Genomic DNA, 24,028 nt, shown 5'->3' with positions numbered 1-24,028 from the left:
ACATCGTGCCCGCCCAGCTGCGCGTGCTCGTCACGGTTCGCCCCAAATACGCCTGCCGCGCCTGCACCGATGGCGTGGCCCAGGCGAGCGCCCCGGCGCATCTCATCGAAGGCGGCCTGCCGACCGAGGGCGCCATCGCGTATGTCCTGGTCAGCAAATACGCGGACCACTTCCCTTGTATCGGCAGAGCCGGATCCTTGCTCGGTCGGGGAGCGAGATCCACAGCAGCACTCTAGCCGACTGGGTCGGCACCGCCGCCTTCCATCTCGGTCCCGTCGTCGACCGGCTGGCTGAACATCTGAAGACGTCGACCAAGCTCTTCATGGATGAAACCACCGCCCCGGTGCTGGATCCGGGGCGCGGCAGGACCAAGACGGGATATCTCTGGGCGCTCGCCCGTGACGACCGGTCATGGGGCGGAGATGATCCACCGGGCGTGGTCTTCTTCTACGCGCCCGGCCGCGCCGGGGAGAACGCGAAGAAGATTTTGCATGGCTTCGACGGCATCCTGCAGCTCGATGGCTACCAGGGTTACAACCGTTTGACGCGTCCCGCCCGCAGGGGTGGCGACCCGGTCCGCGTGGCGCATTGCTGGGCCCACGCGCGGCGCAAGCTGAAGGAGGTGTTCGACCGCGACGGCTCCGAGATCGCCACCGAGGGGCTGCGCCGCATCGCCGAGTTCTACAAGATCGAGGCCGACATCCGCGGCACGGCGCCGGGACAGCGGCTCTCGGCCCGCACCGCGCCCCTCGTGGACGAGTTCGGTGAACGGCTACTACAGCAACGTCTGCGTATCTCCGCCAAGTCGCGTCTGGGCGAGAAGCTCGCTTACATCCACCGGCACTGGGACGGGCTCCAGACCTTCCTGCACGATGGGCGGGTGGAGATCGACTCCAACGGCGTGGAGAACTTGATCCGGCCCATCGCTCTGAACAGGAAGAACACATTTTTCGCCGGACATGACGAAGGCGGGCGCGCTTGGGGACGCATCGCGTCGCTCATCGAGACTGCAAAGATCAACGGCGTCGAGCCCTTCGCCTATCTCAAGGCCACCCTCGAGGCCATCGCCGCCGGCTATCCGCTAGGCCGCATCGACGAACTTCTCCCGTGGAACTTCAAGCCGTCAAGCTGAACCTGGGGTGGGATGCAGCCGCCGCTTAGGACGTTAGCGGCAGTGCCAATTCCGAACTTCATCTATTCGGAGTTGGCACTGCCGTGGGACACAGGCCTGATGCTCCGAACGGAGAGCGACAGGGGCAGGCAGGTGTTAGAATTGAGGGAGATCGTCTTGATCCAGAATTTGAAGAACCAGGGTCTCAGTAGCACCGCGATCGCGCGGAAGGTTGGCTGCGACCGGAAGACGGTGCGGAAGTATCTTGAGCTGGGGCTGGAGGCTCCGGTCTACGGGCCGCGTCAACCACGGCCACGGGTGATCGAGCTCCATGAACGACGCGTTCAGGCCTTGCCCGATCTCATCGTCGCGCGGCTTCTACGCGAAATCCGAGAGCTGGATTATGAAGGCGCTTACGCCGCGGTGACGGACTTCCTTCGCGAGATGCGCCCGGCGCGGCACGCCCCGTTCGAGCGGCGGCTCGAAACTCCACCCGGCAAGCAGGCTCAGGTCGACTTCGCGGAGTTCACCGACGAGCCGGGCGTGGTTCGCAAGGCCTGGCTATTCTCGCTTGTGCTCGGCCATAGTCGCTGGCTTTGGGCCGGTTCGTTGCCAGTCAGAACCTGCAATCGGTGGTGCGCTGCCACATCGCGGCCTTCGCTGCTCTCGGCGGCGTGGAGGAGATCCTCTATGACCGGATGAAGACGGCGGTGATTGGCGAAGACGAGGTCGGAGTGGTCACCTACAATGCCGCATTGGTTGGGTTGCTGAACCACTACGGAGCGGTGCTGCGGGCCTGCCAGCCGTATCGAGCAAAGACCAAGGGCAAGGTAGAGCGACTCTTCCGCTACATCCGACAGGACTTCTTCCTGGCCCGCACATTCCGCAACATCGACATCTCGACGCCCAGTTCGAGGCTTGGCGAACCGAGGTCGCCAAGCCCCGGGTTCATGCCACGACCCGACGGGGGGGGAGGGACGCTGCCTTCATCGAATAACAGCCCAGTCTGAAGCCGCTCCCGGTGATCCCCTACAGCGCCGTCTGCACTGTAGAACGGCGGGTGAGCAAGGAGGGGATGATCTCGGTCGGTGGCAACTTCTATTCCGTGCGCGACACGACCCGTCGCCAGACACTCGAGGTCCAGCTTCACGCCGAGGAGCTTCGGATCTTCGAAGACGGGCAACTGGCTAGTGGGAGGGCAGCCGACCGGACCGCTGGGACATTGCAGGCATTCTTCTTTGCTTTTTAGGCAGTGCTCTCATCCTGTTGCCTTCGCGCTCATGATCTGCGGAACCAGAGAAAACCAGGCAAATCCGTCGGTAGAAATCTCTAGGTCATCGCGCCCGTCCTGACGGGTGCGATGACCTAGAGATTAGTCAGTAATGGTATTTTCATACCCAGCTTCACGAAGCAGAGCCGTCAGCTGTTCTGTTGACAGAGCACCGTCAACAGAAACCGTGCGGGCCGGAATGTCGCAAGTTACGCTCGCATTTGCGTCAGCTGCCTTGATCGCCTTTTCGATCGTACTGGTGCAATGACCACAACTCATGTCGGGAACGTTGAATTTCATGTCGATGTCTCCTCTGTGACAGCTTATTTAGTGCAAATGGGGCTTCCAGTGGGGGGAAGGTCAAGGGGCTCCGCAAATTTTTGAAGCGATGCCAGGAAAGTTCAAATTGGGCATTGACCTTCCAGTCACTGGAGCTCCTATTTGGGGTGTCAAATGGGATTCCAGGAGACTGAAATGACAGATCAATCCAAAGTGACACTCTCGATTGGAGGAATGTCTTGCGCCTCATGCGTAGGGCGCGTGGATCGGGGCCTAGCCGCGTTGAGCGGAATATCCGATGTCTCGGTGAACCTTGCGAACGAGACGGCGCGTTTCAGCGTGGATGGTTCGCCCCACCTGCAAGATGCGGTGCAAGCCCTGAAAGATCTCGGGTATCCAGCGCGAACGGCATCCGTGACGCTGAACATCGCGTCCATGTCATGTGCTTCTTGTGTCGGGCGCGTCGATAAGGCACTTGCCTCGGTTCCCGGCGTGTTGGAGGTCAACGTTAATCTTGCGGCGGAAAATGCGCGCATCACATATCTTGAGGGCATGACCGACCCTGTGGCCCTCATCCGTGCATCCGAGCAAGCCGGATATCCAGCCAGCTTGGCCGAGGCCACGGCAACACACGATCGCACTTCGCGAAAAGAAGAGGAAGCGCGCGGGTTGGCACGCCGGGTGGCACTGGCCGCAGCACTCGCTTTGCCGGTTTTCCTGATGGAAATGGGCGGGCACCTGATCCCGGCCGTGCATATGGCGATCAACAATACCATAGGACAGCAGGCCAGCTGGTTGATCCAGTTCATCCTCACAACGGCTGTGCTCATTGGGCCCGGCCGACAGTTCTATCTGAAAGGGTTTCCGGCCTTGCTGAAAGGTGCTCCAGACATGAACAGTCTGGTCGCCGTCGGCACAGGCGCAGCTTATCTTTATTCAGTTGTCGCAACGTTCTTCCCGTCGCTGATGCCCGAGGCCGTCCGCGCTGTCTACTTCGAGGCCGCCGCGGTCATCGTGGTCCTGATCCTGATCGGGCGCTGGCTCGAAGCGCGAGCGAAAGGGCGAACAGGGGCTGCAATCGAGAAGCTGCTCGGCCTACAGGCTCGTACGGCGCGTATTTTGCGTGACGGCGATGCGGTCGAGGTCGAGATCGATGCCTTGCGCACCGGAGATCTGATTGTTGTGCGCCCCGGAGAACGACTCGCCGTGGACGGTGAGGTTGTGGACGGCGAAAGCCATGTCGATGAAAGCATGATCACCGGGGAACCCGTGCCGGTCGGCAAGTCGGCTGGTGATCCTGTCACGGGCGGTACGGTCAATGGCGCGGGCAGTCTGACCTATAAAGCAACGCGTGTTGGTGCGGATACCACCTTGTCCCAAATCATCCGCATGGTCGAAGATGCGCAGGGCGCCAAGCTCCCCATTCAAGGGTTGGTGGATCGGATCACGCTTTGGTTCGTCCCCGCTGTGATGACCCTCGCCGCCTTGACGATCCTTGTCTGGCTAATATTCGGCCCTGATCCCGCCCTCACCTATGCGCTGGTCGCGGGTGTCTCAGTTCTCATCATTGCTTGTCCCTGCGCGATGGGACTGGCGACGCCGACGTCGATCATGGTCGGGACCGGTCGCGCTGCTGAAATGGGCGTGTTGTTCCGCAAGGGGGATGCTCTGCAGGCATTGGGGGACGTCAAGGTTGTCGCTCTGGACAAGACCGGCACCGTCACCGCCGGACGTCCCGCGCTGACCGACCTTGTGCTGGCCGAAGGAGCCGAGCGCTGTACCGTTCTTGCGGCAGTCGCATCGGTCGAAGCCAGATCAGAACACCCGATCGCCGAAGCTATCGTGCGCGGCGCGCAGGCGGAAAACATCAGACTGTCGGAACCGAGCGCGTTTACTTCGATTACAGGGTATGGCGTGCGCGCCATCGTTGACGGGGCCGAGGTTGTTGTCGGAGCTGACCGGATGATGCAGCGCGAAGGGATCGATCTTGGTGAACTCGCAGAGGCTGAAACTATGCTCGCACGGCAAGGTCGCACCGCACTCTTCGCCGCAATCAATGGCAAGGCGGTGGCTGCGATTGGCGTCGCCGATCCGGTCAAACCCTCGAGCCGAGCCGCGATTGCCGCACTGCACAGTCTGGGTTTGAAGGTGGCAATGATTACCGGCGACAAACGCGAAACGGCAGAAGCAATTGCCGAAGAGACTGGTATCGACCACGTGATCGCGGGGGTCTTGCCCGACGGCAAGGTGGCGGCACTGGAAAATCTGCGCCAGCAGGGCACATTGGCCTTTGTTGGCGATGGCATCAACGATGCACCCGCGCTCGCCCACGCGGATGTTGGCATCGCCATCGGAACTGGCACGGATGTGGCGATCGAAAGCGCAGATGTCGTATTGATGTCCGGTGATCTTCGCGGCGTTGTGAACGCTTTCGAGATCTCGCGACACACCATGCGAAACATCAAACAGAACCTTGGTTGGGCCTTTGGTTACAATGTGGCTTTGATACCCTTGGCCGCCGGAGCGCTTTATCCGAGTTTCGCCGTGCTGCTGTCACCGGTCGTCGCTGCCGGTGCGATGGCACTTAGCTCGGTCTTTGTCTTGACGAACGCGTTGCGGCTGCGGCGCGTAAGACCGGCGATGGACGAGCGCCAAGAGTCTGGGCGGGTGGCGGACTTCGCCCCCGTCCCGGCCGAGTGAGAGGAGGCAGAAATGAACATTGGTGATGTTGCCGAGCGGTCAGGAGTGCCGGCCAAGACCATTCGCTACTATGAGGATATCGGTCTAGTAACACCTTTGCGCGCTGCAAACGGGTATCGAAGCTTCAGAGAGATCGATTTTCATAAGCTGGCATTCATCGGACGAGCGCGAGCCTTGGGATTTACAATCGAAGACTGCCGTACGCTTTTGGCGCTCTATAACGATGACAATCGAGAAAGTGCGCAGGTAAAGGCCGTCGCAGAGGAGCACCTGCGCCAGATTGATGAAAAGATCTCTAAACTCATGTCGATGAAAGAAACTCTTTCGTCTCTCGTGCACGAGTGTGCTGGCGATCACCGACCGGATTGTCCAATTCTTGCGGATCTTTCTGTCGTAGACGACGCAACTTGCTCATGATCTCCGACGACGAATGAAATCGCGCGCCCTGCGAGACAGGGCGCGCGACCTGTAGTTACTGCACCAGCTCTGTAATAGTCAGCTTGCCATTCACACGGTCGGCAACGAAGTTGATCTGTGCGCCTTCACTCAGCCCTTCCAGCATCGCGGGATCGGCGAGAACGAAGATCATTTTCATTGCTGGCATGTCGAGGTTTTTCAGCGGGCCATGGTCGACAGTAATCTTGTTCCACTTGGCATCGATCTTGGTCACCGTGCCCGAGGACATGGCACTATCGCTAGCAGCAATTGCAGTTCCAGCGGTCATCAGAAGGGCAGCGGCGAGCGTCAAAAATTTGGTCATGATTGGTTTCCTTTGATTTGAGATCAGTTGACAGTAAGGGCGCCGTGCATGCCGCCTTCATAGTGGCCGGGCAGCAGGCAGGCGAATTCGAAGTTGCCGGCCTTGTTGAAAGTCCAAAGGATCTCCGCCTCTTCACCTGGTTCAAGGCGCACAGCGTTAGGGTCGTCATGTTCCATCTCAGGGAACTTGGCCATCAGCTCTTTGTGTTCAGCGTTTTGTGCCATCGAATCCATCACGAACTCGTGGGTTTCCTCACCCATGTTCGTGATGCGCAGGCGCACGGTTTCACCCTCAGAAAAAGTCATTTCCGAGGAGGGTTCGAAGACGAACGGTGCGTCCTTGTCGTAGTCCTCACGCATTATCACATCGATGGTTCGCGTAGGTTCATGGCCATGCATGGCAGGCATGCCGATGGCCATTTGACCGTTGCCGTGCCCGGCGTCCGCAATTGCGAGGGCGGGAATCAGGGCCAGCCCCAATGTCAAAAGTGCAGTTTTCATGAGCGTGTTTCTCCTGTGCTCTGGCATCAGCCCTGCCGCACGCCGCCGCGCGGCGTGATCACGGTTTTCGGACTGGTGTTGTATGCATGTTCGGGCAACTCGCCCGTCCATTCGTAGGCCTGTGTTCCGGGCGGGTTGTCGTACCAGCCAGGATCGCTGTAATCGTCGCGGTCGATGCCCTCGCGAACCTTCACCACGCTAAACATGCCACCCATTTCCAATGGGCCATGCGGCCCCCATCCGGTCATCATCGGCACGGTGTTCTCGGGGATCTCCATCGACATCTCGCCCATATCCGCCATACCCGCCGTGCCCATCGGCATGTAGCCAGGCTGCTGGCGGCGGATCATTTGGGTCAGGCGGGACTTGTCGGCGCCAATAAATGTAGGGATGTCGTGGCCCATAGCATTCATGGTGTGGTGCGACTTGTGGCAGTGGATCGCCCAGTCACCTTCGTGAATCGCGTCGAACTCGTAGGCGCGCATGGCGCCTACAGGAATGTCGATCGAGACCTCGGGCCAACGGGCACTTTCCGGCACCCAGCCTCCGTCAGTACAGGTGACCTGAAAGTCATAGCCATGCATGTGAATTGGGTGGTTGGTCATCGTCAGGTTGCCACAACGCACACGGACACGGTCCCCCTTGTTGACCACCAGAGGATCGATGTCCGGGAAGATCCGGCTGTTCCAGGTCCACATGTTGAAATTGGTCATCTCGGCCACGCGCGGGATGTAGGTCCCCGGGTCGATGTCATAGGCCGCAAGGAGGAACGCGAAATCCCGGTCCACCGGCATGAACGCCGGGTCGCGCGGATGCACGATGAAGAGCCCCATCATGCCCATGGCCATCTGTACCATCTCGTCCGCATGCGGGTGGTACATGAAGGTGCCGGACTTGATGAGGTCGAACTCGTAGACGAAGGTCTTACCCGGCGGGATGCCGGGATGCGACAAACCACCAACTCCATCCATTCCCGATGGCAGGATCAGTCCGTGCCAATGCACGCTGGTATGTTCCGGAAGACGGTTGGTTACGTAAATACGCACCCGCTCGCCTTCGACCGCTTCGATTGTGGGTCCGGTGGATTGGCCATTGTAGCCCCAGAGCCGCGCAATCATCCCGTCCGCCATAATCCTTTCAACAGGCTCTGCAACGAGGTGGAACTCCTTTACATCTCCGTTCATGCGATACGGCAAAGACCATCCGTTCAGTGTTACAACGGGGTTGTAGTCGAACCGATCCGAAGGCCTTGGGGGAACTTGTGTATAGGGGCTGTCGGTAAAGGCGGCCTCGGGCAGATCGCGAAAGCGTGTTTGCGCGGCCCCGGCGTTCGCCAGCACAGCTCCAGCGCTCGCGGTCAATCCCGCGCCCAGTAATTGACGACGGTTCATCATTCTTCGCTACCTCCGGTCAGAGTAATTGCCCCGCCCCAAATCGCCGCGGTCGCGTCTGTTTCGGCAAGCCAGTAGTCACGTTTCGCTTCTGCGGCAGAGAGGCGCGAAGCGAGCCCCTCCTGGGCATCAGCGATCAATTCAAAGGTCGAGGTCAGCATGCCGTTGTAGGACAGCAGCGCTTCGTCATCGATCTGGCGTCGCAGAGGCAAAACAGAGTCGCGCCAATGCCGCGCGATGCTATGGCGACCGGTGATGGCCCTATAGGCCATGCGTGCGTCCGAACGCGCATCGACGGCCTGCTGGGCCAGCCTGTTCGCTGCCTGCAGATAGGCCATGCGGCCACGCTTCGACACCAGCGGACCGGTGTCGTAGAGCGGGATCTCGAAATCTAGAGCAAGCGCTGGATTGGCCTCGGTTTCTCCGGCTGCACGTTCCAGGTCGAAACCAGCCACCAACTGGACGTCCGAGACCATACGGGTTTGCCCGGTCAGACGGTAGTTCAGCGCGAGCGCCTCGAGTTCCAGCTTTCCAGATGCCAGGTCTACGCGGTTTGCCAGTGCCAGCTGTTCGATATTTCCTGCAACGCGCGGGCCACCAGGCAAGGCGGGCAGCGAGTCCGGCACGAATACAGTGGTGTCGCTACCCCAAAGCCCCATCAGCCGAAGCAGTTTTTCTTTGGCCAATTGCGCCTCCAATTGGGCGGCTGCACGTTCGGCGGCAAGCTCAGCAGTAAAGGCATGCTCCCTTGCTTGATCGGCCTTGCTCATCGCGCCGGTACGGCCCAGTTGCACAGCAAGTTCGGACGCTGCCTCGGCAGTGCCCTGAGTTTGAGCGATCAGTGCAGCGGCTTCGAAAGCGCCAACCGCCTCAATCCAGGCCCGGCGGGTTTCAACGGCCAAGTCTATCGTGTCGGCGAGCGCAGCAAGTTCGGATTGTCTGAAGCGAATCTCCGCAAGTTGGGTCCGCGGTGCGGATGTTGCCACGTCGAGCAGGGAGTTGATTAATGTTGCCTCAAGTGTGCGAGTGACATCGCCAGCCAACCCGGAGATTGACACTCCGATCGAGGGCACCGGCCCCATAGCCACTTCCCATAAGTCAGTTGAGGACAGACCTAGCTCAGCGAAGCTGGCTTGAAGTGCGGGACTGTTTATCAGGGCAACCTGCACTGCGGTGTCGGCGCTGACGGTTTTACCATGCACCATGGCGTGAACCCTCTTGCGCGTTTCCTCAAGGTCCGCGGCAGACAGGTTCCAGATCGGTGTGGCCCCTAGAGCCTGGCGTGCACCCGTCTCGACACTGCCAAAGCCCGCGCGATCTGGTTTTGCACGCTCAAGAACGGCAGGACTGGCGCAGGCGGACACCAGCAACATGGACCCCATGAGAAGAGGCAGTTTCATTCGCCACCCTCCCGTTGTTCATCATTCAGCGTCCGCCATTCGGCCGGTTCTCCGACCGAGTAGCCCGCGTAAGCAACAACAGGCCCGGGTTGCGCAGACGCGACCACAGGCGATGTAGCCGCCGCCGTAAGCGCTGGCACGGTTTCAAGTTCAGGAAGCGCCGAGCAGGCGGCCCCGAACAGCGGCAAGGATGCCGCAAGCAGAATTTTCACTTAGATTTCCTCGAAATGTCAGATGCAGATGGTCGCAGTCAAACTGCGGCTAACACGCGTCAGAATTGAGGAGGACGCAGCAAACCATCAGGCGTGGCCGAGCGGACAAGGGGCGCGATATCCCAGGATCGGAGAGACGCCATAGCTGACCGCTTCGTGCAAATCGATGGGCCTACGAAGTCCGCAACCACGCAGATATGCGACGTGCAGTGATCTGCCTCATGATCAACGTCCGCAGCTGTAATCTCCGCCACATGATGATGGCGTTCGTTTGAGGGCGCTCGAGATACTTGCTCCACTGAGCAGGAAATCATAGCCGATGCATTGGATGGCGTCACAGTCACCGCAACCAAGATGGAGGCGATCTGCAGCATCCCGAAAAAGGTGCGAACCCAGTGCATCATTCCTGAATCGATATTGTCGAAATGTAATGTAGGCAAGTCCCAAAAAAGTAGGGGCGAATTTTTCATGCTTTCTTCGTAGAAGTCTGAAAAAAACTGCTAACATTCTCATCGATCAATGAATGTGCGAGCGGGCGGTCTGAATAGCCCCGCGTTTCTTAGACGCCTTCGTGCCTCAGTGTCTGCCGCCGCTCGAACTCGACGGGCGACAGCATTCCCTTCCTGGCGTGCTTAGGCTTTGTATTGTAGAATATCTCGATTTAGTCGAACACCTCCTGCCTGGCTTCTTCGCGTGTTCGGTAGGTCCGTCGTCTGATCCGCTCACGCTTCAGCAGGTTAAAGAAGCTCTCAGCGACCGCGTTGTCATGGCAGTTTCCGCGGCGGCTCATCGAGTGCTCCAGATTGTGGGCCCGAAGGAACGCTGCCCAGTCCATGCTGGTGAATTGGCTGCCTTGGTCCGAATGGATCAGAACCTTTTCCCTGGGCTTTCTCCGCCATGTCGCCATGAGCAGCGCTTGTAGGACAACTTCGGTCGTCTGGCGGCTTTGCATCGCCCAGTCGACGACACGACGCGAGATGGAGGAGGATCAGAAAACGATCCGGGGGATCGTTTTCCTGACGACCATTGATGATAGCGGCAAGATAGGCGAAGCCTTCCCGATGAGTGTTGTGGGCAAGATACTCGGTGTTTCCCGCTTAAATCTTCAGGATCGCCTGAAGTAAAGCGCGTAGCCGCGGCGGCGCTACCATAAAGTGCAAGACGCAGCGGTGGTGCCGTTGATCAACGCGCTCGTGGCCGCGCGGCCGATCTACGGATACAAGTGGATCACCGCGCCCCTGAAACAGCAGCCTCGGACCAAAGGCGCCGCGCCGGTGAACCACAAGCACGTGTATCGCATAATGAAGACATGACGCTCCTGCTGGCTCGCAAATCCACCGAACGGCCGGAACTGACCCACGGGGGCAAAGTGGTCACGATGAGCTCCAAAATCCGTTGGTGCTCAGACGGGTTCGAAGTTACTTGCAGGAGCGGCGATCTTTTTCGCGTCACCTTCATCCTCGACGCCCACGATCGCAAGATCATCTCCTGGCGGGTCGTCCTGAACGCCGCCATCAGCGAGCGGACATCCGCGACATGATGTTGGAGGTGGTCTAGCGACGGTTTGCGGCCTACAAGACGCCGCATCTAATCGAACTCCTGAGCGACGATGGATCGTGCTCCATCGCCAGGGAGACGCGCATCTTCGCGCGACAGCTCGGCCTGAGACCCTGCTACACGCCCGTGAAGAGCCCGCAATGCAATGGTATCTCGGAAGCAATCGTGAAAACGCTGAAAAGTGACTACGTCCATCTTATGCCGATGCTGGACGCTGCAACAGTCCTCGAATTGATCGCCGGGTAGATCGAGGGCTACAACAACAACCACCCGCTCTCGAGGCTGAAGATGCGCTCACCGCGCGAGTCGATCACAACTCAAAATGCAACCGCCTGAGTGTCCGCTGAAACGGGGGCAAGACCAACTCACTGCTCCGAGGTGGAGCGAGGGTTGGGCGCATCAGTTTCGCAGTCAGGAACCGCGAGGAGCGCAGATCGGGTTTCCATTGACGGTTTGAAGTGGCAGTAGTGTCGTTTCCACCGGCCCCCGATGTTCGTACCAATAGCAGCCATCATCGGGTAAAAGCCGCGCAGACGTGAGGTCTTGGCCGGGAGCGGCGAGCGCGGCGACGGCTTCTGATACGTTGCCGACGCTATCTCGACTGGTCGTCGTCTGCGACCCGCACCCGGCGGTTATCATTAGGACTATAGTGGTAGCTGTGTTCCGTGCGCGCATTTTTTGGTCTTTCCTCTCTGTTTTGTTGCCGGCACCGTGCCATCCAGAATACTCTGCATCAACTAGGAAGCGTGATCACCTGTAATGCAGAGTGCCCAGCACGGTCAAAGATCCACAAAACCTCCTAAAGCACTGGCGGTGCCCCTTCCTCATCCGTGATGCCGACCAGTTCGAAGCGCATATGAGCCCCGGCGCCATCAACATCGGGTGGCGGAAGTCCTCGACCAGATCGCTGAGATCCCGAAGGATCGCACGACGATCCTCTTGTGCAATATCGGCAACCGCTCGGCGCAATCCGCTTTTGCGCTACGTGTCGCGGGGTGCTCGAAAGTTGTCGTCTTACAGACAGGATTGACCGGCGCTCAGAAGGACGCGGCGTTCAAGCTGCGACGCCGAGATCGAAGGCGCTGACTTGCCCCGGAAGCTGGTGCTGCTTCTAGGAAGCCAGTATGTACTCGGCACACGATTGTGACGTGAACCAATTGCCACTCTGAGCGTTACACAGACGGCGACGGTTGAAGAAACGGGAACCAGTTATGGTTTGAGAAGTATTCCTAAGGCAATATTTGCACGACCGTGGAGTCCACCGTGCCAATGTCGACGCGGATGCGAGAAAAGGGAACATGCTCACAAGACGTAATTTCATTTTCACAACCACGACGCTGTTTTCAGCGGCGATATCTGGCCCTCTGCTTGCCGGGAGCGGCGTCACTACAGCGCAGAAGGCGGCTTGGGACGCCGAGGTGGTTCCACCCGGATACGATCCCGCCGTATCCAATCCGTGGGGGCTTGCCCCCCGGTTCCTACCTCAGCGAGTGATCGCGAACGATGGGCTCACCCCGGGCGACATCCATGTCGATGCCGTCGCGCGGTACCTCTACCATATTGAGGAAGGCGGAACGGCGATGCGCTATGGTGTAGCCATCGGACGGGGTGACCTTTACGAACCCGGCGTCTATACGATCAAGCGCAAGGCCGAGTGGCCCCACTGGAGACCGACGCAAAGCATGATCGAGCGCGAGCCACAAATCTATGCGAAGTATGAGGACGGCATGGAGCCTGGGCCACGCAACGCACTCGGTTCTCGTGCGCTCTACCTCTACGTGGGAGGCCGCGACACCTACCTGAGAATCCACGGAACGCCCTTTCCGCGTTCGATCGGAAGCCGTGCCAGTTCGGGATGCGTTCGGATGGTTATGGCGCACATAATTGACCTCTATCCAAAGGTTGCGCTCGGTTCGACAGTGTTTCTCTACTCCGCCGAGGACAGTGTGTCCGCACAGGGTTGAACCCACTGCTTCGAGGTGGAGCGGGGGTTGGGCGCATAAGTTTCGAAGTCAGGAACTGCGAGGAGCGCAGATCGGATTTCCATTGACGGTTTGAAATGACGCTGTTGTGCAGATCGGCTGACGGGCTGGGCGTGCCCTACCCTCGGGCAGACCTATCCCGCGACTTCTGTTACAAGTATGCTGAGGGCGGTGTAGCCGCTCAGGACGACGATGCGGGCCTGAAGTTCGGCAACTTGGCGGTCGAAGTCCCGCGCCAATAAGCAGCTGGCCCAGCAGCTTCAAGCAATGCATCTTCGCCTTGACCTGCTCCCTCCGCGAAATCCCTCAACGTAGTGTAGAGGGGCTCACCTACGAGGAACTGGGCGACACGATTATGCCTTATCTCACCACTGTCGAGGGACTGAAGCTGCGCTGCGCAGACCTTCGAGAAGGACGTGGCTGCGCTCAGTTGCTGTGCGGGGTAGGGGCCTCGATGACCACAGGAGAAGGAAGACCCCATGCCGACACTTGCCGCCTATATCGGGGCCGCACTTGCCGAGATTGCCGGTTGTTTCGCTTTCTGGGCTTGGCTCCGGCTGGACAAGTCGATCTGGTGGCTAGCGCCAGGCATCGCCTCGCTGGCACTGTTCGCCTACCTCCTGACGCTGGCTGACAGTGCCGCCGCCGGACGGGCCTACGCGACCTATGGCGGCATCTATATCGCCGTCTCCCTGGTCTGGCTGTGGACCGTTGAAGGGGTGCGACCGGATCGGTGGGACTTGATCGGCGTCAGCTTCTGTCTTCTCGGAGCTGGGATCATCATCGCAGGCCCACGGGCGCCGATCTGAACCAATGAAGCCAACATGAGAGAGTGAGGAGTAGAGATGATCGATACCCTCGACCTGATCGTCATCGGCGCGGGCATGGCAGGCATTAACGCGGCGAAGAAATGCAGCAAAGCCGGCTGGTCCGTCGCCATCGTCGACGAGCTCCCCTACGGCGGCACCTGCGCGCTGAGGGGCTGCGACCCGAAGAAGATGCTGCGTGCAGGAGCCGAAGCTGTCGAGGCCGCGCAGCGGCTCGATGGGAAGGGTGTTGCAGGAGAGGTCCGGATCGACTGGCCAGCGTTGATGAAGCACAAGGAGAGCTTCACCGACCCGGTGCCCGAGAGTATGGAGGGTGGGCTCAGCGATGCAGGGGTGCTGTGCCTGCGCGGGCGCGTCCGCTTCATCGCCGAAAACCGGATAGCGATCGACGGTAATGGCGAGTTTGCCTTCCGGCACGCGCTGATCGCCACGGGAGCGAAACCGCGGCCACTGGACTTCCCCGGTGCCGAGCAGTTGATCGACAGCACCGATTTCCTGAATCTCGCCGAATTGCCGCGCCGGATCGTCTTCGTCGGGGGCGGTTACGTTTCTTTCGAGTTCGCGCATATCGCGGCGCGCGCCGGTGCTCAGGTGACGATCCTTGATCGCGGCTCGCAGCAGCTGAAGATCTTCGACCCCGATCTTGTCGACATGCTGCTCGACCGCAGTCGCCTCGCCGGGATCGAAATCGTGACTGAGGCTGCGATTGATCGCATCGAGGGCGCGAATGGGAAGCACCGCGTGGCCTACCAGAAGGCGGGTGAGACCCATATCGCCGAAGCCGATCTCGTCGTGCATGGCGCTGGCCGCGTGCCCGCCATCGACCAACTCGACTTCACCGCCGCCGGAATTGAGATCGAAAATGGCGGCGTGAAGGTCACGCCCTGGCTGCAATCGCCGTCGAATTCGCGCGTTTTTGCGGCCGGTGACGCCGCCGCCTCGGCCGGCAAGCCGCTAACCCCAGTGGCCGTCTTCGAGGGCAAGATTGCAGCTTCGAATATGCTCAAGGACAAGCGCACGGCGCCCGACTACATCGGCGTGCCGAGTGTGGTCTTCACGATTCCCGAACTGGCGCGCGTCGGATTGCTCGAGGAAGAAGCGCGCGAGCGCGGCGAAGTCGACGTGAGCTTCACCGACACCTCGAGTTGGTTCTCGCAGAAACGGCTGGGTGAAAGTCACGCGGGCGCAAAAATCATCGCCGGCGAAGGCGGGCAGATCCTCGGCGCGCACATGTTCGGTCCTGACGCTGCCGAGTTCATCAATATCTTCTCTCTGGCGATCAAACTGGGGCTGACCGTAAAGCAGGTGAAATCCATGCCAGCGGCTTATCCCACGGGGGCGTCGGACATCGGGTCAATGTTCTAAGCGCTGCGCATCGCGGCCATCCCGCGTCGAACAGCATTCGTCCGACCGGGCTGGAAGTCGGCCCCCCACCCAGTGTGCCCACATATTCAGATCGACACGTTGCGGCATCGGCCTTTGTAGATCAGGATGTTGCCTGAATGGCTCGACCGTCTTCGCGCCACTCAGGCAGACCGCCGTCAAGACGACGAGCGTTGAAGCCATTCTTGCGCAAGAACGCCACGGCTTGGTGGGCGTAGACACAGTATGGACCACGACAATAGGCCACAATCTCGGTGTTCCGGTCGAGATCCGTCAGGAACTTGTCCAGCTCCGTCACGGCCATGTTGAGTGCGCCCGGGATATGTGCATCGGCGAACTCGTCGGCGGGGCGCAGGTCGAGGACGGTCACCGATCCGTCGCTCAGTCGAGCGGCAAGCTCGTCGCGGTTGATCGGTTCCGGCGCGTCTTCGCCGTTCGATAGCCCGTGCAGGATCTCTCCAACCTTCCTTTCGGCCACATCGCCCAAAATTCCCAACAACGTCAGCGTCCTCGCGTCGGTCAGCCTGTAGATTATCGCCTTGCCGTCGCGCCGATTGGTGACAAGGCCAGCGCGCCGCAATTGCTGCAAATGCTGCGAACAGTTCGCGACAGTGAGCCCGGTTTTTTCCGCAAGCGCCTCTACCCTGCGCTCGCTCTGGGCGAGCTGCTCAAGAAGCATAAGGCGTGCGGGGGTCGACAAGGCCCGCGCGACAAGGGCGTATTCTTCGAGAAGGGCCATCTTCGGGCTAATTGACATGGGCTGCCTCGGGATATTACATCACTCAATCGAATAATTGAATGATAGCGATTCCAGCCTGCGCCACAAGAAAAAAGCCGAACGCATGACCGAAATGATCCTCTCTGCCGAGCCGACCATCCGATTTGCAGCTTTCCTGGGCGGGTTGGCGGCGATGGCGTTGTGGGAGGTCGCGGCCCCCCGGCGGCGCAGAGAGATACCGCGCCTGATCCGTTGGACGAACAATATCGCCCTGGTCTTTTTGGACACGGTGATCCTGCGCCTGGCATTCCCGATCCTCGCAGTCGGATTGGCCGTCATGGCCGAGGACCGTGGCTGGGGGCTGTTCAACAATCTGGAGTGGCCGACTTGGGCGGCCATCCTTGTTTCGATGCTGGTGCTCGATTTGGCGATCTACCTTCAGCATGTCATGTTCCACGCGGTTCCCGGACTTTGGCGTCTGCATAGGATGCACCATGCCGATCTCGACTTCGACGCAACGACGGGCCTGCGGTTCCATCCGCTGGAAATCCTGATCTCGATGGGGATCAAACTGGCGGTGGTCGCGGCGCTCGGGCCGCCTGCGGTCGCGGTGCTGCTGTTCGAGGTGATCCTGAATGCGACCGCGCTTTTCAACCACGCTAATATCGATCTGCCGCGTCCGGTTGATAGAGTGCTGCGCCTGATCGTGGTCACGCCCGACATGCATCGCGTCCACCATTCCGTCGATCCGCGTGAGACCAATTCGAACTACGGCTTCAACCTGCCCTGGTGGGATCGGCTATTGGGCACCTATGTAGCGCAGCCGGCAAAGGGGCATCAGGACATGGAGATCGGGATCGAACAGTTCCGCACGCGTCGTGATCTTTGGATCGACAGGATGCTGATCCAGCCGCTGCGCGGCCCAGCTTCGGGTCATGCTCTCGACCCACGCATCGCGGTGGAGGAAGAGGAATGAATTACACCCTCGGCATTCGCGAGAACCTGCGCCCCTTTCTTGAACAGCTCTTGCAGGTGTTCTTTGTCGGCATGAACATCGGGCTACAACGCACGGTGATCCCCGCTTTGGCGGAGACGGAATTCGGTGTCGTTCATGGATCGATGACCGCGGTCTTCGCTTTTATCGTTTCTTTCGGCATCGTGAAAGGGGCGATGAACTTCGTTTCAGGCCACCTTTCCGAGCGCGTCGGACGCAGGCGGGTTTTGATATGGGGCTGGCTGGCGGCATTTCCGATCCCGTTCATGATCCTCTGGGCCCCGAACTGGGGATGGATTGTGGTGGCCAACGTTTTGTTGGGGGTCAACCAAGGGTTTTGTTGGTCGATGACCGTTACCGCGAAGATGGACATCGTGAAAAGCTCGCAGCGCGGAATGGCGTCCGGTTTCAATGAATTCGCCGGTTATGGCGGCGTGGCCCTGGCCGGACTCTTGACCGGCTACTTAGCCAGCTATTGCGATCCGCGGACCAGTCTCTTCGCTTTTGGCCTTGCGGTGATCCTCGTGGCGCTTACGGCGGCGGTGCTGACATTCACCGAGACGCTTCCTTTTTCCAGGGCCGAAGCGGCACGTCACAAGGCGGGCATCACCAGTGGCCCGCAGCCGCGTTATGCCACGGGACCCGACGACCCGTCCGTCGGCCAGATCTTTGCCCTCGTTTCATGGCGTAACCGAACATTCATGTCGCTGGCGCAGGCGGGAAGCGTCGAGAAATTTGTCGACGCACTGATGTGGGGGCTGGTGCCGGTCTTCCTCGTGTCACAGGGAGCGAGCCTGATCGAGATTGGCTGGATCACGGGCATCTACGGGTTCGTCTGGGGCGGTAGCCAATTGTGGACCGGACCGTTATCGGATGTTGTCGGGCGCAAATGGCCGACGGTCACTGGCGTTTTCCTCTGCTCTGGCGGTGTTCTTGCCTTTCCGTTTCTCGCCACGCCCACGGACTGGGCCGTTGCCGCAGCAATAACCGGGCTCGGCATGGCGCTGCTTTACCCGACACTTATTGCGGCGATGGGCGACATCGCGCACCCCTCTTGGCGCGGCTCAGCGCTTGGAGTTTACCGATTCTGGCGCGACCTCGGCTATGCCATTGGGGCGCTGGCCATGGGGGTGATCGCCGACGTTACCGGCATGCTTCAGGCCGGATTCTGGCTGACAGGCTTGGCCATGGCGCTTTCAGGGCTCTGGTTGATCCTTGGAATGGAAGAAACGCACCCGCGCTTAAATCCCGCCCCCGATCAGGAAGAGACAGATGCTTGAATTCATAACGCGACGCCTTGGCTATGTGGCGATCTTTCTGGGCCTTGTGTCCCTTGCGCTTCTTGCTTTGTCCGTCTGGGGCTATCGTGCGGGCGGCTGGCCTTGGCCCCAAGCTTATGACATCGCCGGGTGGGGTGTCTGGACGGCGTTAGTGGGGGTCGTCGCAGCGCTCGTGTCGTTGGCGGGGGCTATCCGCAAGAGGCGCGGTGCCAGCAGCGCGCTGATTGGCCTTATCCTGTCATTACCCGTTGCAGGCCTCGGAGTGGCTTTCGAAATCGCCGCTCGAACGACACCGCCGATAAACGACATCTCGACCGATACCGAAGACCCGCCGGTCTACTGGTTCACCGCGACCCCAACGGACTACCCGGCGCAGAATGCCGCGCCACAACGCTCCGCCTATCCTGACGTGCGCCCGCTGGACATTCCGATCCCGGTCGAGGATGCATTCGCAGAGGCGTTGACCCTTGTCGAAACTCGTGGCTGGGAGGTGCTCTCGGCCGACCCTGCGGAAAACCAGATCGAAGCCATCGCCCGAAGCCGCGTCTTCGGCTTCGAGGACGAAGTGGCAGTTCGGGTCACCGACATTGAGACAGGCAGCCGCATCGACATGCGGTCACGCTCGCGCCTTGGGCAGATCGACCGCGGCGCCAATGCCCGACGTATCGAGGCGTTCCTTACGGAGCTGCAAGCACAAGTCATCGAATAAGAGCGCTCGGCAACGGAGTTTGCTGGACGGACTGCTTCGGGGCCGGACACACAAGGAAATCGCGAAGATGCTCGGGATTTCCCAGTTCACTGTGAGGACATATCAGGAGCGTTTGATGGAGAAATTCGGCGTCGCCAGCCGGGCAGAATTGATCGTCTGCGTGTCTGGCGGGCACCTCCCCAAAGATTAAACATCAAGGCAGAAAACTGGCGCAAGCGCATACGAGCGTTTCCACGGCTATTTCCGGAACCCTCCCGCGCTGCAAGGACGTTAGGAACCAGGTGCCATATTCGCCGGAGGAGACCAATGCCTACTGACGCTCCGCGCAAGACAGCGCAGCTTTACCGAATGGCCATGCCCGGTCATCTCTGCCCTTTCGGGCTCAAGTCAAAGGACCTGCTGAAGAGACAGGGGTTCGATGTCGAGGATCACCTCCTTGAGACGCACGACGAAACCGAGCAATTCAAGCAGCGCCACAGCGTGGAGACCACGCCGCAGACATGGATCGACAACGAGCGCATCGGTGGCTACGACTCCCTGCGCAAATATTTTGGCAAGCCGCTGCGCGAGGACGGGGAGACCACCTACACACCGGTGATCGCGATTTTTGGCGTTGCCTTCCTGATGGCGCTGGCTGTCGGCTGGGCGGCTCTCGGAACCATGCTTAGCGTCCGCGTCCTCGAGTGGTTCATCGCGATCTCGATGACTTTGCTTGGCATCCAGAAACTTCAGGACGTTGAAGGGTTTTCCACGATGTTCCTGAACTATGATTTGCTTGCCCGCCGCTGGGTCAGATACGGGTATCTCTACCCCTTCGCCGAAACTCTCGCTGGGCTGTTGATGATCGCCGGGGCGCTAACGTGGCTTTCTGCGCCGCTGGCTCTGTTCATCGGCACCGTCGGGGCGGTCTCGGTATTCAAGGCAGTTTACATCGACAAACGAGAACTGAAGTGCGCCTGCGTCGGCGGAGGTAGCAACGTGCCCTTGGGGTTTGTATCGCTCACCGAAAACCTCATGATGATCGTCATGGGGCTCTGGATGGGTTTGCGGTTCCTTCTTTCTGTCTGACCAGCTTTCTCGCTCCTAATGTCTGTCCGCGACAAGAAAGCAAGACGGACACGTCCTCGTCAGCACCGGTCGATCACGACATGTGATTCACTAACGACGCCTCGGAGGCATATGCGCGCTCGCACAAGATGCGGAGCCAAGGATGTCGCGGGTGGTTGCGAGCGGCGAAGCCAGCATCGCCGTTACGAACCGCCTCCGGAGAAGACAGCATTGTGGGCTGAAACACAGGGCGACTTGGACCCAGCATCCAGCCCGATGCACCTGCGCCTGAGAATCGAATTTTTTCAGGCGCATGCTCGTGATCCGGCCAGCAAATGGCGCCTGTCTAAAGGCCTCTTCGCTTAGGCTTTACGTGTCCAAGAGTAGAGCTCTTACTCTTCCAGTGCTTTGCGCCGGGCTTGGTATTCCTCGGGGTCGATCTCGCCCTTTGCGAGGCGTTCCTTGAGAACGTCGAGCGCGGTGCTCTGGCTCCGGCTCGGGCCACGTTCCATCAGCCAGCGCACGGCGAGGATCGCAAGGACGATCAGGACGCCCCAGAAAATCACCATCATGCCGATGCCGAAGAAGCCGTAGCCGTCGCCCCACATCATCGGGTGTCCGTAGTAGCCGTCACCATAAGTGCCGGGCGCGTCAGCTAAAGCGGCATTGGCGGCCAGTGTCGAAAGAAGAGTGGTGTATACAGAAAGTTTGGTCATGTCGGCCTCCGCAGTTTCGTTTCGGGCTCGATACGCCGTTCACATGTCCAGCACTTTGAGCGAGGTCAAAAATGCGCGGTAAAACCGAGCGTTCACCAAACTGTGTTTTCCTTTGACGCACACTCGCCGAGTCACAGCGAAATCCAAAAAATCTATTTCCGGCCCTTGAGCCTCCAGTAACTGGAGGCCCTACATCGTCGATAGATCCGAGTCGAAAAATCAATTTCGGCTGTGCTGCGATAGGAGAAATCGTCATGGATACCGCTGTTGATCACTTGCAGGAGTCCCATGCGCTTCCGGCTCTTTCTGTCGATGTCGAGGGTATGACCTGCGCCTCCTGCAGCGCGCGTGTCGAGCGCGGCTTGAGTAAGCTTCCCGGCGTTTCCGACGCGGGCGTGAACCTTGCCACCGAGCGGGCAGAACTGCATTTCGACCCGAAGCAGATTTCGGCCGAGCAGATCGTCGAGGCGATCCGCGACACCGGTTATACCCCGGTGAGCACGGAGGCTGAGCTGTCTATCGAGGGTATGACGTGTGCGTCCTGCGTGGGCCGTGTCGAGCGCGCGTTGAACAAGGCCCCGGGGGTTCTGGAGGCCAGCGTGAACCTTGCCACCGAGCGGGCCAAGGTGTGCTTCCTGCCCGCGATGACTGACGCGGACACGCTCGCTGCAACGGTGGCTGATGCAGGCTATGAGGCCCATCCGGTCGGCGACGCCGCTGAGGCTGCTGAGAGCGACGGGGAGAAGCGCCGTGCGTCATTGCACGCGATGGGGCGCGACGTGGCGCTGGCGGCAATCCTGGGCGCGGTGATCGTTGTGGTGGGCATGGGGGGGGGGCATTCGTGCCCGCCTTCGACCGCGCGCTCGGCGCCGCCAGCCCGTTCGCGGGCTTCTGGGACTGGGTCCAATTCGCTCTCGCCAGTGTTGTGCTGTTTGTGCCGGGGCGGCGCTTTTTCAGGCCCGGTTTGATCGCGTATCGCCACCTGGCGCCCGATATGAACTCGCTGGTCGCTACCGGCACGGGTGCAGCCTGGGCCTACAGCACATTGGTTCTGCTCGCACCTGCCTTGTTCCCGCCCGAAGCGCGACACGTCTATTTCGACAGTGCCGCAGTGGTGATCGCCGCAGTTCTGGGCGGCAAGTATCTGGAAGAGATTGCCAAGGGTCGAACCTCCGCCGCGATCCGCAAGCTCGTGGGGCTCCAGGCCAAAACCGCGCACCGGCTCGATAGTGAGGGCGTCGAGCAGGACGTGCCAGTCGCGCAACTACGCGTCGGCGACCGCCTCGTCGTGCGCCCCGGAGAGCGCATGCCGGTCGATGGCCGGGTGGTTGAGGGCCGTGCTCATGTTGACGAGGCGATGCTGACAGGCGAGCCGCTTCCGGTCGCGAAGACCGAGGGCGACGAGGTCGTCGGCGGCACGGTCGATCAGGACGGACGGCTGGTGATCGAAGCGACTTCGGTCGGCGGTGACACAGTGCTGGCGCAGATCATCAAACTGGTGGAAAGCGCCCAGACGGGCAAGCTGCCGATCCAAGGCCTCGCCGACCGGGTGGTGCGGGTCTTCACGCCCATCGTGCTGTTGATCGCGACGCTCAGTTTCATCGCTTGGATTCTGATCGGCGGCAACATCAGCGTCGCGCTGGTTGCGGCGGTGGCGGTGCTGGTTGTGGCCTGCCCCTGCGCGATGGGGTTGGCAACGCCAGCGGCGATCATGGTCGGCACCGGGCGGGCGGCGGAACTGGGTGTCCTCTTCCGCAAAGGTGAGGCGCTTGAAGCCCTTTCGCATGTCGACACTGTGCTGTTCGACAAAACCGGCACACTGACCGAGGGGCGACCGGTTCTGGTCGACATGGTTGCAGCCGAGCAGGACCAAGCGTTGCGTCTCGCTGCTGCGCTGGAGACCGCGTCCGAGCATCCGCTGGGTCGTGCCATCGTCACCGCCGCGAAGGAAAAGGGACTCGATTTACCCGAGGTGACGGACTTCCGCGCGGTCGCGGGGCACGGCATCGAAAGCCGCATCGACGGCCGGCTGGTGCGGGTCGGCGCGCACCGCTTCATGGCAGGTGAGGGGATCGAGCTTGGTGACCTCGGTTCGCGCGCGGCCGAGATGGAGGGCTCGGGACGAACGGTCGTCTATGTCGCGGTCGACGACGCAGCGCTCGGCCTACTGGCCATCGCCGATCGCGCTAAGCCCGAAGCGAAAGCGGTGGTCGACGCGTTGCGTTCGCAGGGCGTTTCCGTGGCGATGGTTACCGGCGACGCTACGGCGACAGCGCGGGCGGTGGCCGACCAGCTCGGCATCGACGACGTCCATTTGGAAGTGGTGCCGCAGGATAAGGCCAAAGTGGTCACGTCGCTGCAGAGTGAAGGTCACAGCGTTGCCTTCGTCGGCGATGGCATCAACGATGCACCAGCGTTGGCGCAGGCAGATGTCGGCATCGCTCTGGCGACCGGCACCGACATCGCCATCGAAGCCGCCGATGTCACCCTGACCCGAGGCCAGTTGGGCGAGGTGGTTACCGCGCTGAGCGCGGCACGGCACACGCTCGGTAACATCCGCGGCAACCTTTTTTGGGCGTTCTTCTACAACGTCATCCTGATCCTGATCGCGGCCGGGCTGGCTGCGCCTTGGGGTATCCACCTCAACCCAATGGTTGCCGGTGTCGCGATGGGGCTGTCGTCGGTCTTCGTGCTTGGCAACAGCCTGCGCCTGCGCCGCCTGAAAGCGTTCAAGACCGGGGCCGAAGCCTGATCAACCCACTTGAAGAGAGAGGAAAAGACCATGAGCCAATTCACATTCGCTGTCACCAGCCCCGAGGGTTTCGACGCGACGGTCGCACGCGTGACCGAGGCGCTGAAGGACGAGGGCTTCGGCGTGCTGACCACCATCGATGTGGCCGCTACGCTCAAGGCCAAGCTGGGGCTTGAGCGTAGCCCCTATATCATTCTCGGTGCCTGCAATCCGCAGTTCGCCCATCAGGCGCTCGAAGCCGAGCCGGATATTGGTGCCCTGCTGCCCTGCAACGTCGTCGTTCGCGAAGAGGCAGAAGGCAAGGTCGGCGTGCTGTTCATGGACCCGGCGGCAGTGCTTGGCCTGGTCGCAAACGCTGACGTCGATCGCCTTGGCAAAGAGGTCGCCATCAAGCTGCGTCGTGTGGCCGAAACGCTTTCCGCCTGACCTATCAAAAACCA

At 60.4% G+C, this 24,028-nt stretch carries 23 protein-coding genes and 4 pseudogenes; 16 read left to right on the top strand and 11 right to left on the bottom strand.

Annotated elements, in window-relative coordinates; translation table 11 throughout:
* The 3 genes and pseudogenes from B6V73_RS19245 to B6V73_RS20990 all read left to right on the top strand — a co-directional run.
* A pseudogene (locus tag B6V73_RS19245) lies at window positions 1–1,132 on the top strand (IS66 family transposase); the annotation flags it as partial.
* Window positions 1,133–1,288: 156 nt separating this feature from the next.
* Window positions 1,289–1,813, top strand: coding sequence for a transposase (locus tag B6V73_RS20995; protein ID WP_206185614.1), 525 nt, complete (start codon window positions 1,289–1,291; stop codon window positions 1,811–1,813).
* Complete coding sequence (locus tag B6V73_RS20990) at window positions 1,810–2,121, top strand: hypothetical protein (RefSeq protein WP_240504190.1); 312 nt, start codon at window positions 1,810–1,812, stop codon at window positions 2,119–2,121. The genes B6V73_RS20995 and B6V73_RS20990 overlap by 4 nt, the downstream gene beginning before the upstream one ends.
* Before the next feature lie 362 nt (window positions 2,122–2,483).
* Here the strand turns inward: B6V73_RS20990 and B6V73_RS19230 are convergent, their stop codons facing one another.
* On the bottom strand, window positions 2,484–2,681 hold the full coding sequence (locus tag B6V73_RS19230) for a heavy-metal-associated domain-containing protein (RefSeq protein ID WP_088726171.1): 198 nt from the start codon (window positions 2,679–2,681) through the stop codon (window positions 2,484–2,486).
* A 174-nt stretch (window positions 2,682–2,855) separates the two neighbouring features.
* Here B6V73_RS19230 and B6V73_RS19225 point away from each other — a divergent pair, with 174 nt between their 5' ends.
* Window positions 2,856–5,360 (top strand): heavy metal translocating P-type ATPase, encoded by a 2,505-nt coding sequence (locus B6V73_RS19225; protein ID WP_088726170.1) that lies wholly within the window; start codon window positions 2,856–2,858, stop codon window positions 5,358–5,360.
* A gap of 12 nt (window positions 5,361–5,372) precedes the next feature.
* Window positions 5,373–5,777 carry a Cu(I)-responsive transcriptional regulator gene (gene cueR, locus B6V73_RS19220; RefSeq protein WP_088726169.1) on the top strand — a complete coding sequence of 135 codons (405 nt, stop codon included), beginning with the start codon at window positions 5,373–5,375 and terminating at the stop codon, window positions 5,775–5,777.
* 55 nt (window positions 5,778–5,832) lie between these two features.
* On the opposite strand, the gene B6V73_RS19215 is transcribed toward cueR, so the two are convergent.
* From B6V73_RS19215 to B6V73_RS19195, 6 genes and pseudogenes are all read right to left on the bottom strand, one after another.
* On the bottom strand, window positions 5,833–6,120 hold the full coding sequence (locus tag B6V73_RS19215; protein ID WP_088726168.1) for a copper-binding protein: 288 nt from the start codon (window positions 6,118–6,120) through the stop codon (window positions 5,833–5,835).
* Between the two features lie 23 nt (window positions 6,121–6,143).
* Window positions 6,144–6,620: a cupredoxin family protein gene (locus B6V73_RS19210; protein WP_009574143.1), complete on the bottom strand. Its 477-nt coding sequence runs from the start codon at window positions 6,618–6,620 to the stop codon at window positions 6,144–6,146.
* Between the two features lie 26 nt (window positions 6,621–6,646).
* The gene (locus B6V73_RS19205; protein ID WP_038147513.1) at window positions 6,647–8,014 is read right to left on the bottom strand and encodes a copper oxidase; all 1,368 of its coding nucleotides are present in this window, start codon (window positions 8,012–8,014) and stop codon (window positions 6,647–6,649) included.
* The gene (locus tag B6V73_RS19200) at window positions 8,011–9,411 is read right to left on the bottom strand and encodes a TolC family protein (RefSeq protein ID WP_088726167.1); all 1,401 of its coding nucleotides are present in this window, start codon (window positions 9,409–9,411) and stop codon (window positions 8,011–8,013) included. Before B6V73_RS19200 ends, B6V73_RS19205 begins: the two co-directional genes overlap by 4 nt.
* The gene (locus B6V73_RS20595) at window positions 9,408–9,623 is read right to left on the bottom strand and encodes a hypothetical protein (RefSeq protein ID WP_143597948.1); all 216 of its coding nucleotides are present in this window, start codon (window positions 9,621–9,623) and stop codon (window positions 9,408–9,410) included. The genes B6V73_RS19200 and B6V73_RS20595 overlap by 4 nt, the downstream gene beginning before the upstream one ends.
* 559 nt (window positions 9,624–10,182) lie before the next feature.
* Window positions 10,183–10,599: pseudogene (locus B6V73_RS19195) on the bottom strand (IS3 family transposase); the annotation flags it as partial.
* Here B6V73_RS19195 and B6V73_RS21205 point away from each other — a divergent pair.
* Window positions 10,592–11,516, top strand: a pseudogene (locus tag B6V73_RS21205) (DDE-type integrase/transposase/recombinase); the annotation flags it as partial. The pseudogenes B6V73_RS19195 and B6V73_RS21205 overlap by 8 nt on opposite strands.
* 75 nt (window positions 11,517–11,591) lie before the next feature.
* Here the strand turns inward: B6V73_RS21205 and B6V73_RS21200 are convergent.
* Window positions 11,592–11,819, bottom strand: a complete 228-nt coding sequence (locus tag B6V73_RS21200) for a hypothetical protein (RefSeq protein WP_240504191.1) — start codon at window positions 11,817–11,819, stop codon at window positions 11,592–11,594.
* Window positions 11,820–12,478: 659 nt separating this feature from the next.
* Between B6V73_RS21200 and B6V73_RS19165 the strand changes: the two genes are divergently transcribed.
* On the top strand, window positions 12,479–13,144 hold the full coding sequence (locus B6V73_RS19165; RefSeq protein ID WP_088726161.1) for a L,D-transpeptidase: 666 nt from the start codon (window positions 12,479–12,481) through the stop codon (window positions 13,142–13,144).
* Window positions 13,145–13,296: 152 nt separating this feature from the next.
* Here B6V73_RS19165 and B6V73_RS19160 read toward each other — a convergent pair.
* Window positions 13,297–13,459 (bottom strand): annotated as a pseudogene (locus B6V73_RS19160) (IS5/IS1182 family transposase); the annotation flags it as partial.
* A gap of 182 nt (window positions 13,460–13,641) precedes the next feature.
* Here B6V73_RS19160 and B6V73_RS19155 point away from each other — a divergent pair.
* Together B6V73_RS19155 and B6V73_RS19150 are read left to right on the top strand one after the other, a co-directional pair.
* Entirely contained in the window at window positions 13,642–13,971 is a 330-nt protein-coding gene (locus B6V73_RS19155) for a YnfA family protein (RefSeq protein WP_088726160.1), read from the top strand.
* A gap of 36 nt (window positions 13,972–14,007) precedes the next feature.
* A complete protein-coding gene (locus B6V73_RS19150; protein ID WP_088726159.1) occupies window positions 14,008–15,354 on the top strand; it encodes an NAD(P)/FAD-dependent oxidoreductase in 1,347 nt (448 codons plus the stop codon).
* Between the two features lie 121 nt (window positions 15,355–15,475).
* Here B6V73_RS19150 and B6V73_RS19145 read toward each other — a convergent pair whose 3' ends face one another.
* On the bottom strand, window positions 15,476–16,111 hold the full coding sequence (locus B6V73_RS19145) for a metalloregulator ArsR/SmtB family transcription factor (protein WP_240504189.1): 636 nt from the start codon (window positions 16,109–16,111) through the stop codon (window positions 15,476–15,478).
* Window positions 16,112–16,214: 103 nt separating this feature from the next.
* Between B6V73_RS19145 and B6V73_RS19140 the strand changes: the two genes are divergently transcribed.
* The 4 genes from B6V73_RS19140 (at window position 16,215) to B6V73_RS19120 (ending at window position 20,141) form a co-directional block, all read left to right on the top strand.
* Window positions 16,215–17,066, top strand: coding sequence for a sterol desaturase family protein (locus B6V73_RS19140; protein WP_088726157.1), 852 nt, complete (start codon window positions 16,215–16,217; stop codon window positions 17,064–17,066).
* Window positions 17,063–18,364 (top strand): MFS transporter, encoded by a 1,302-nt coding sequence (locus B6V73_RS19135; protein WP_088726156.1) that lies wholly within the window; start codon window positions 17,063–17,065, stop codon window positions 18,362–18,364. The genes B6V73_RS19140 and B6V73_RS19135 overlap by 4 nt, the downstream gene beginning before the upstream one ends.
* Window positions 18,357–19,073 (top strand): DUF1499 domain-containing protein, encoded by a 717-nt coding sequence (locus B6V73_RS19130; RefSeq protein ID WP_088726155.1) that lies wholly within the window; start codon window positions 18,357–18,359, stop codon window positions 19,071–19,073. Before B6V73_RS19135 ends, B6V73_RS19130 begins: the two co-directional genes overlap by 8 nt.
* Window positions 19,074–19,379: 306 nt before the next feature.
* Entirely contained in the window at window positions 19,380–20,141 is a 762-nt protein-coding gene (locus B6V73_RS19120; RefSeq protein ID WP_088726153.1) for a glutaredoxin, read from the top strand.
* Window positions 20,142–20,512: 371 nt separating this feature from the next.
* Here B6V73_RS19120 and B6V73_RS19115 read toward each other — a convergent pair whose 3' ends face one another.
* Complete coding sequence (locus B6V73_RS19115) at window positions 20,513–20,836, bottom strand: SHOCT domain-containing protein (protein ID WP_078520079.1); 324 nt, start codon at window positions 20,834–20,836, stop codon at window positions 20,513–20,515.
* A 254-nt stretch (window positions 20,837–21,090) separates the two neighbouring features.
* On the opposite strand from B6V73_RS19115, the gene B6V73_RS21385 reads away from it, so the two are divergent.
* Genes B6V73_RS21385 through B6V73_RS19105 form a run of 3 tightly spaced genes read left to right on the top strand, consistent with a single transcriptional unit; the run spans window position 21,091 to window position 24,014 of the window.
* A complete protein-coding gene (locus tag B6V73_RS21385) occupies window positions 21,091–21,804 on the top strand; it encodes a heavy metal-associated domain-containing protein (RefSeq protein ID WP_346426035.1) in 714 nt (237 codons plus the stop codon).
* 26 nt (window positions 21,805–21,830) lie between these two features.
* Window positions 21,831–23,588, top strand: coding sequence for a copper-translocating P-type ATPase (locus tag B6V73_RS19110; protein WP_346426036.1), 1,758 nt, complete (start codon window positions 21,831–21,833; stop codon window positions 23,586–23,588).
* A gap of 30 nt (window positions 23,589–23,618) precedes the next feature.
* Window positions 23,619–24,014, top strand: a complete 396-nt coding sequence (locus B6V73_RS19105) for a DUF302 domain-containing protein (RefSeq protein WP_078520077.1) — start codon at window positions 23,619–23,621, stop codon at window positions 24,012–24,014.
* The last annotated feature ends 14 nt before the right edge of the window (window positions 24,015–24,028 follow it).

Origin of the sequence: Thioclava sp. JM3, assembly GCF_002213185.1 — a bacterium.
GTDB classification, from domain to species: domain Bacteria; phylum Pseudomonadota; class Alphaproteobacteria; order Rhodobacterales; family Rhodobacteraceae; genus Thioclava; species Thioclava nitratireducens.
The sequence above is the reverse complement of the archived record's forward strand: the minus strand, read 5'-3'. Positions and strand labels throughout refer to the sequence as shown.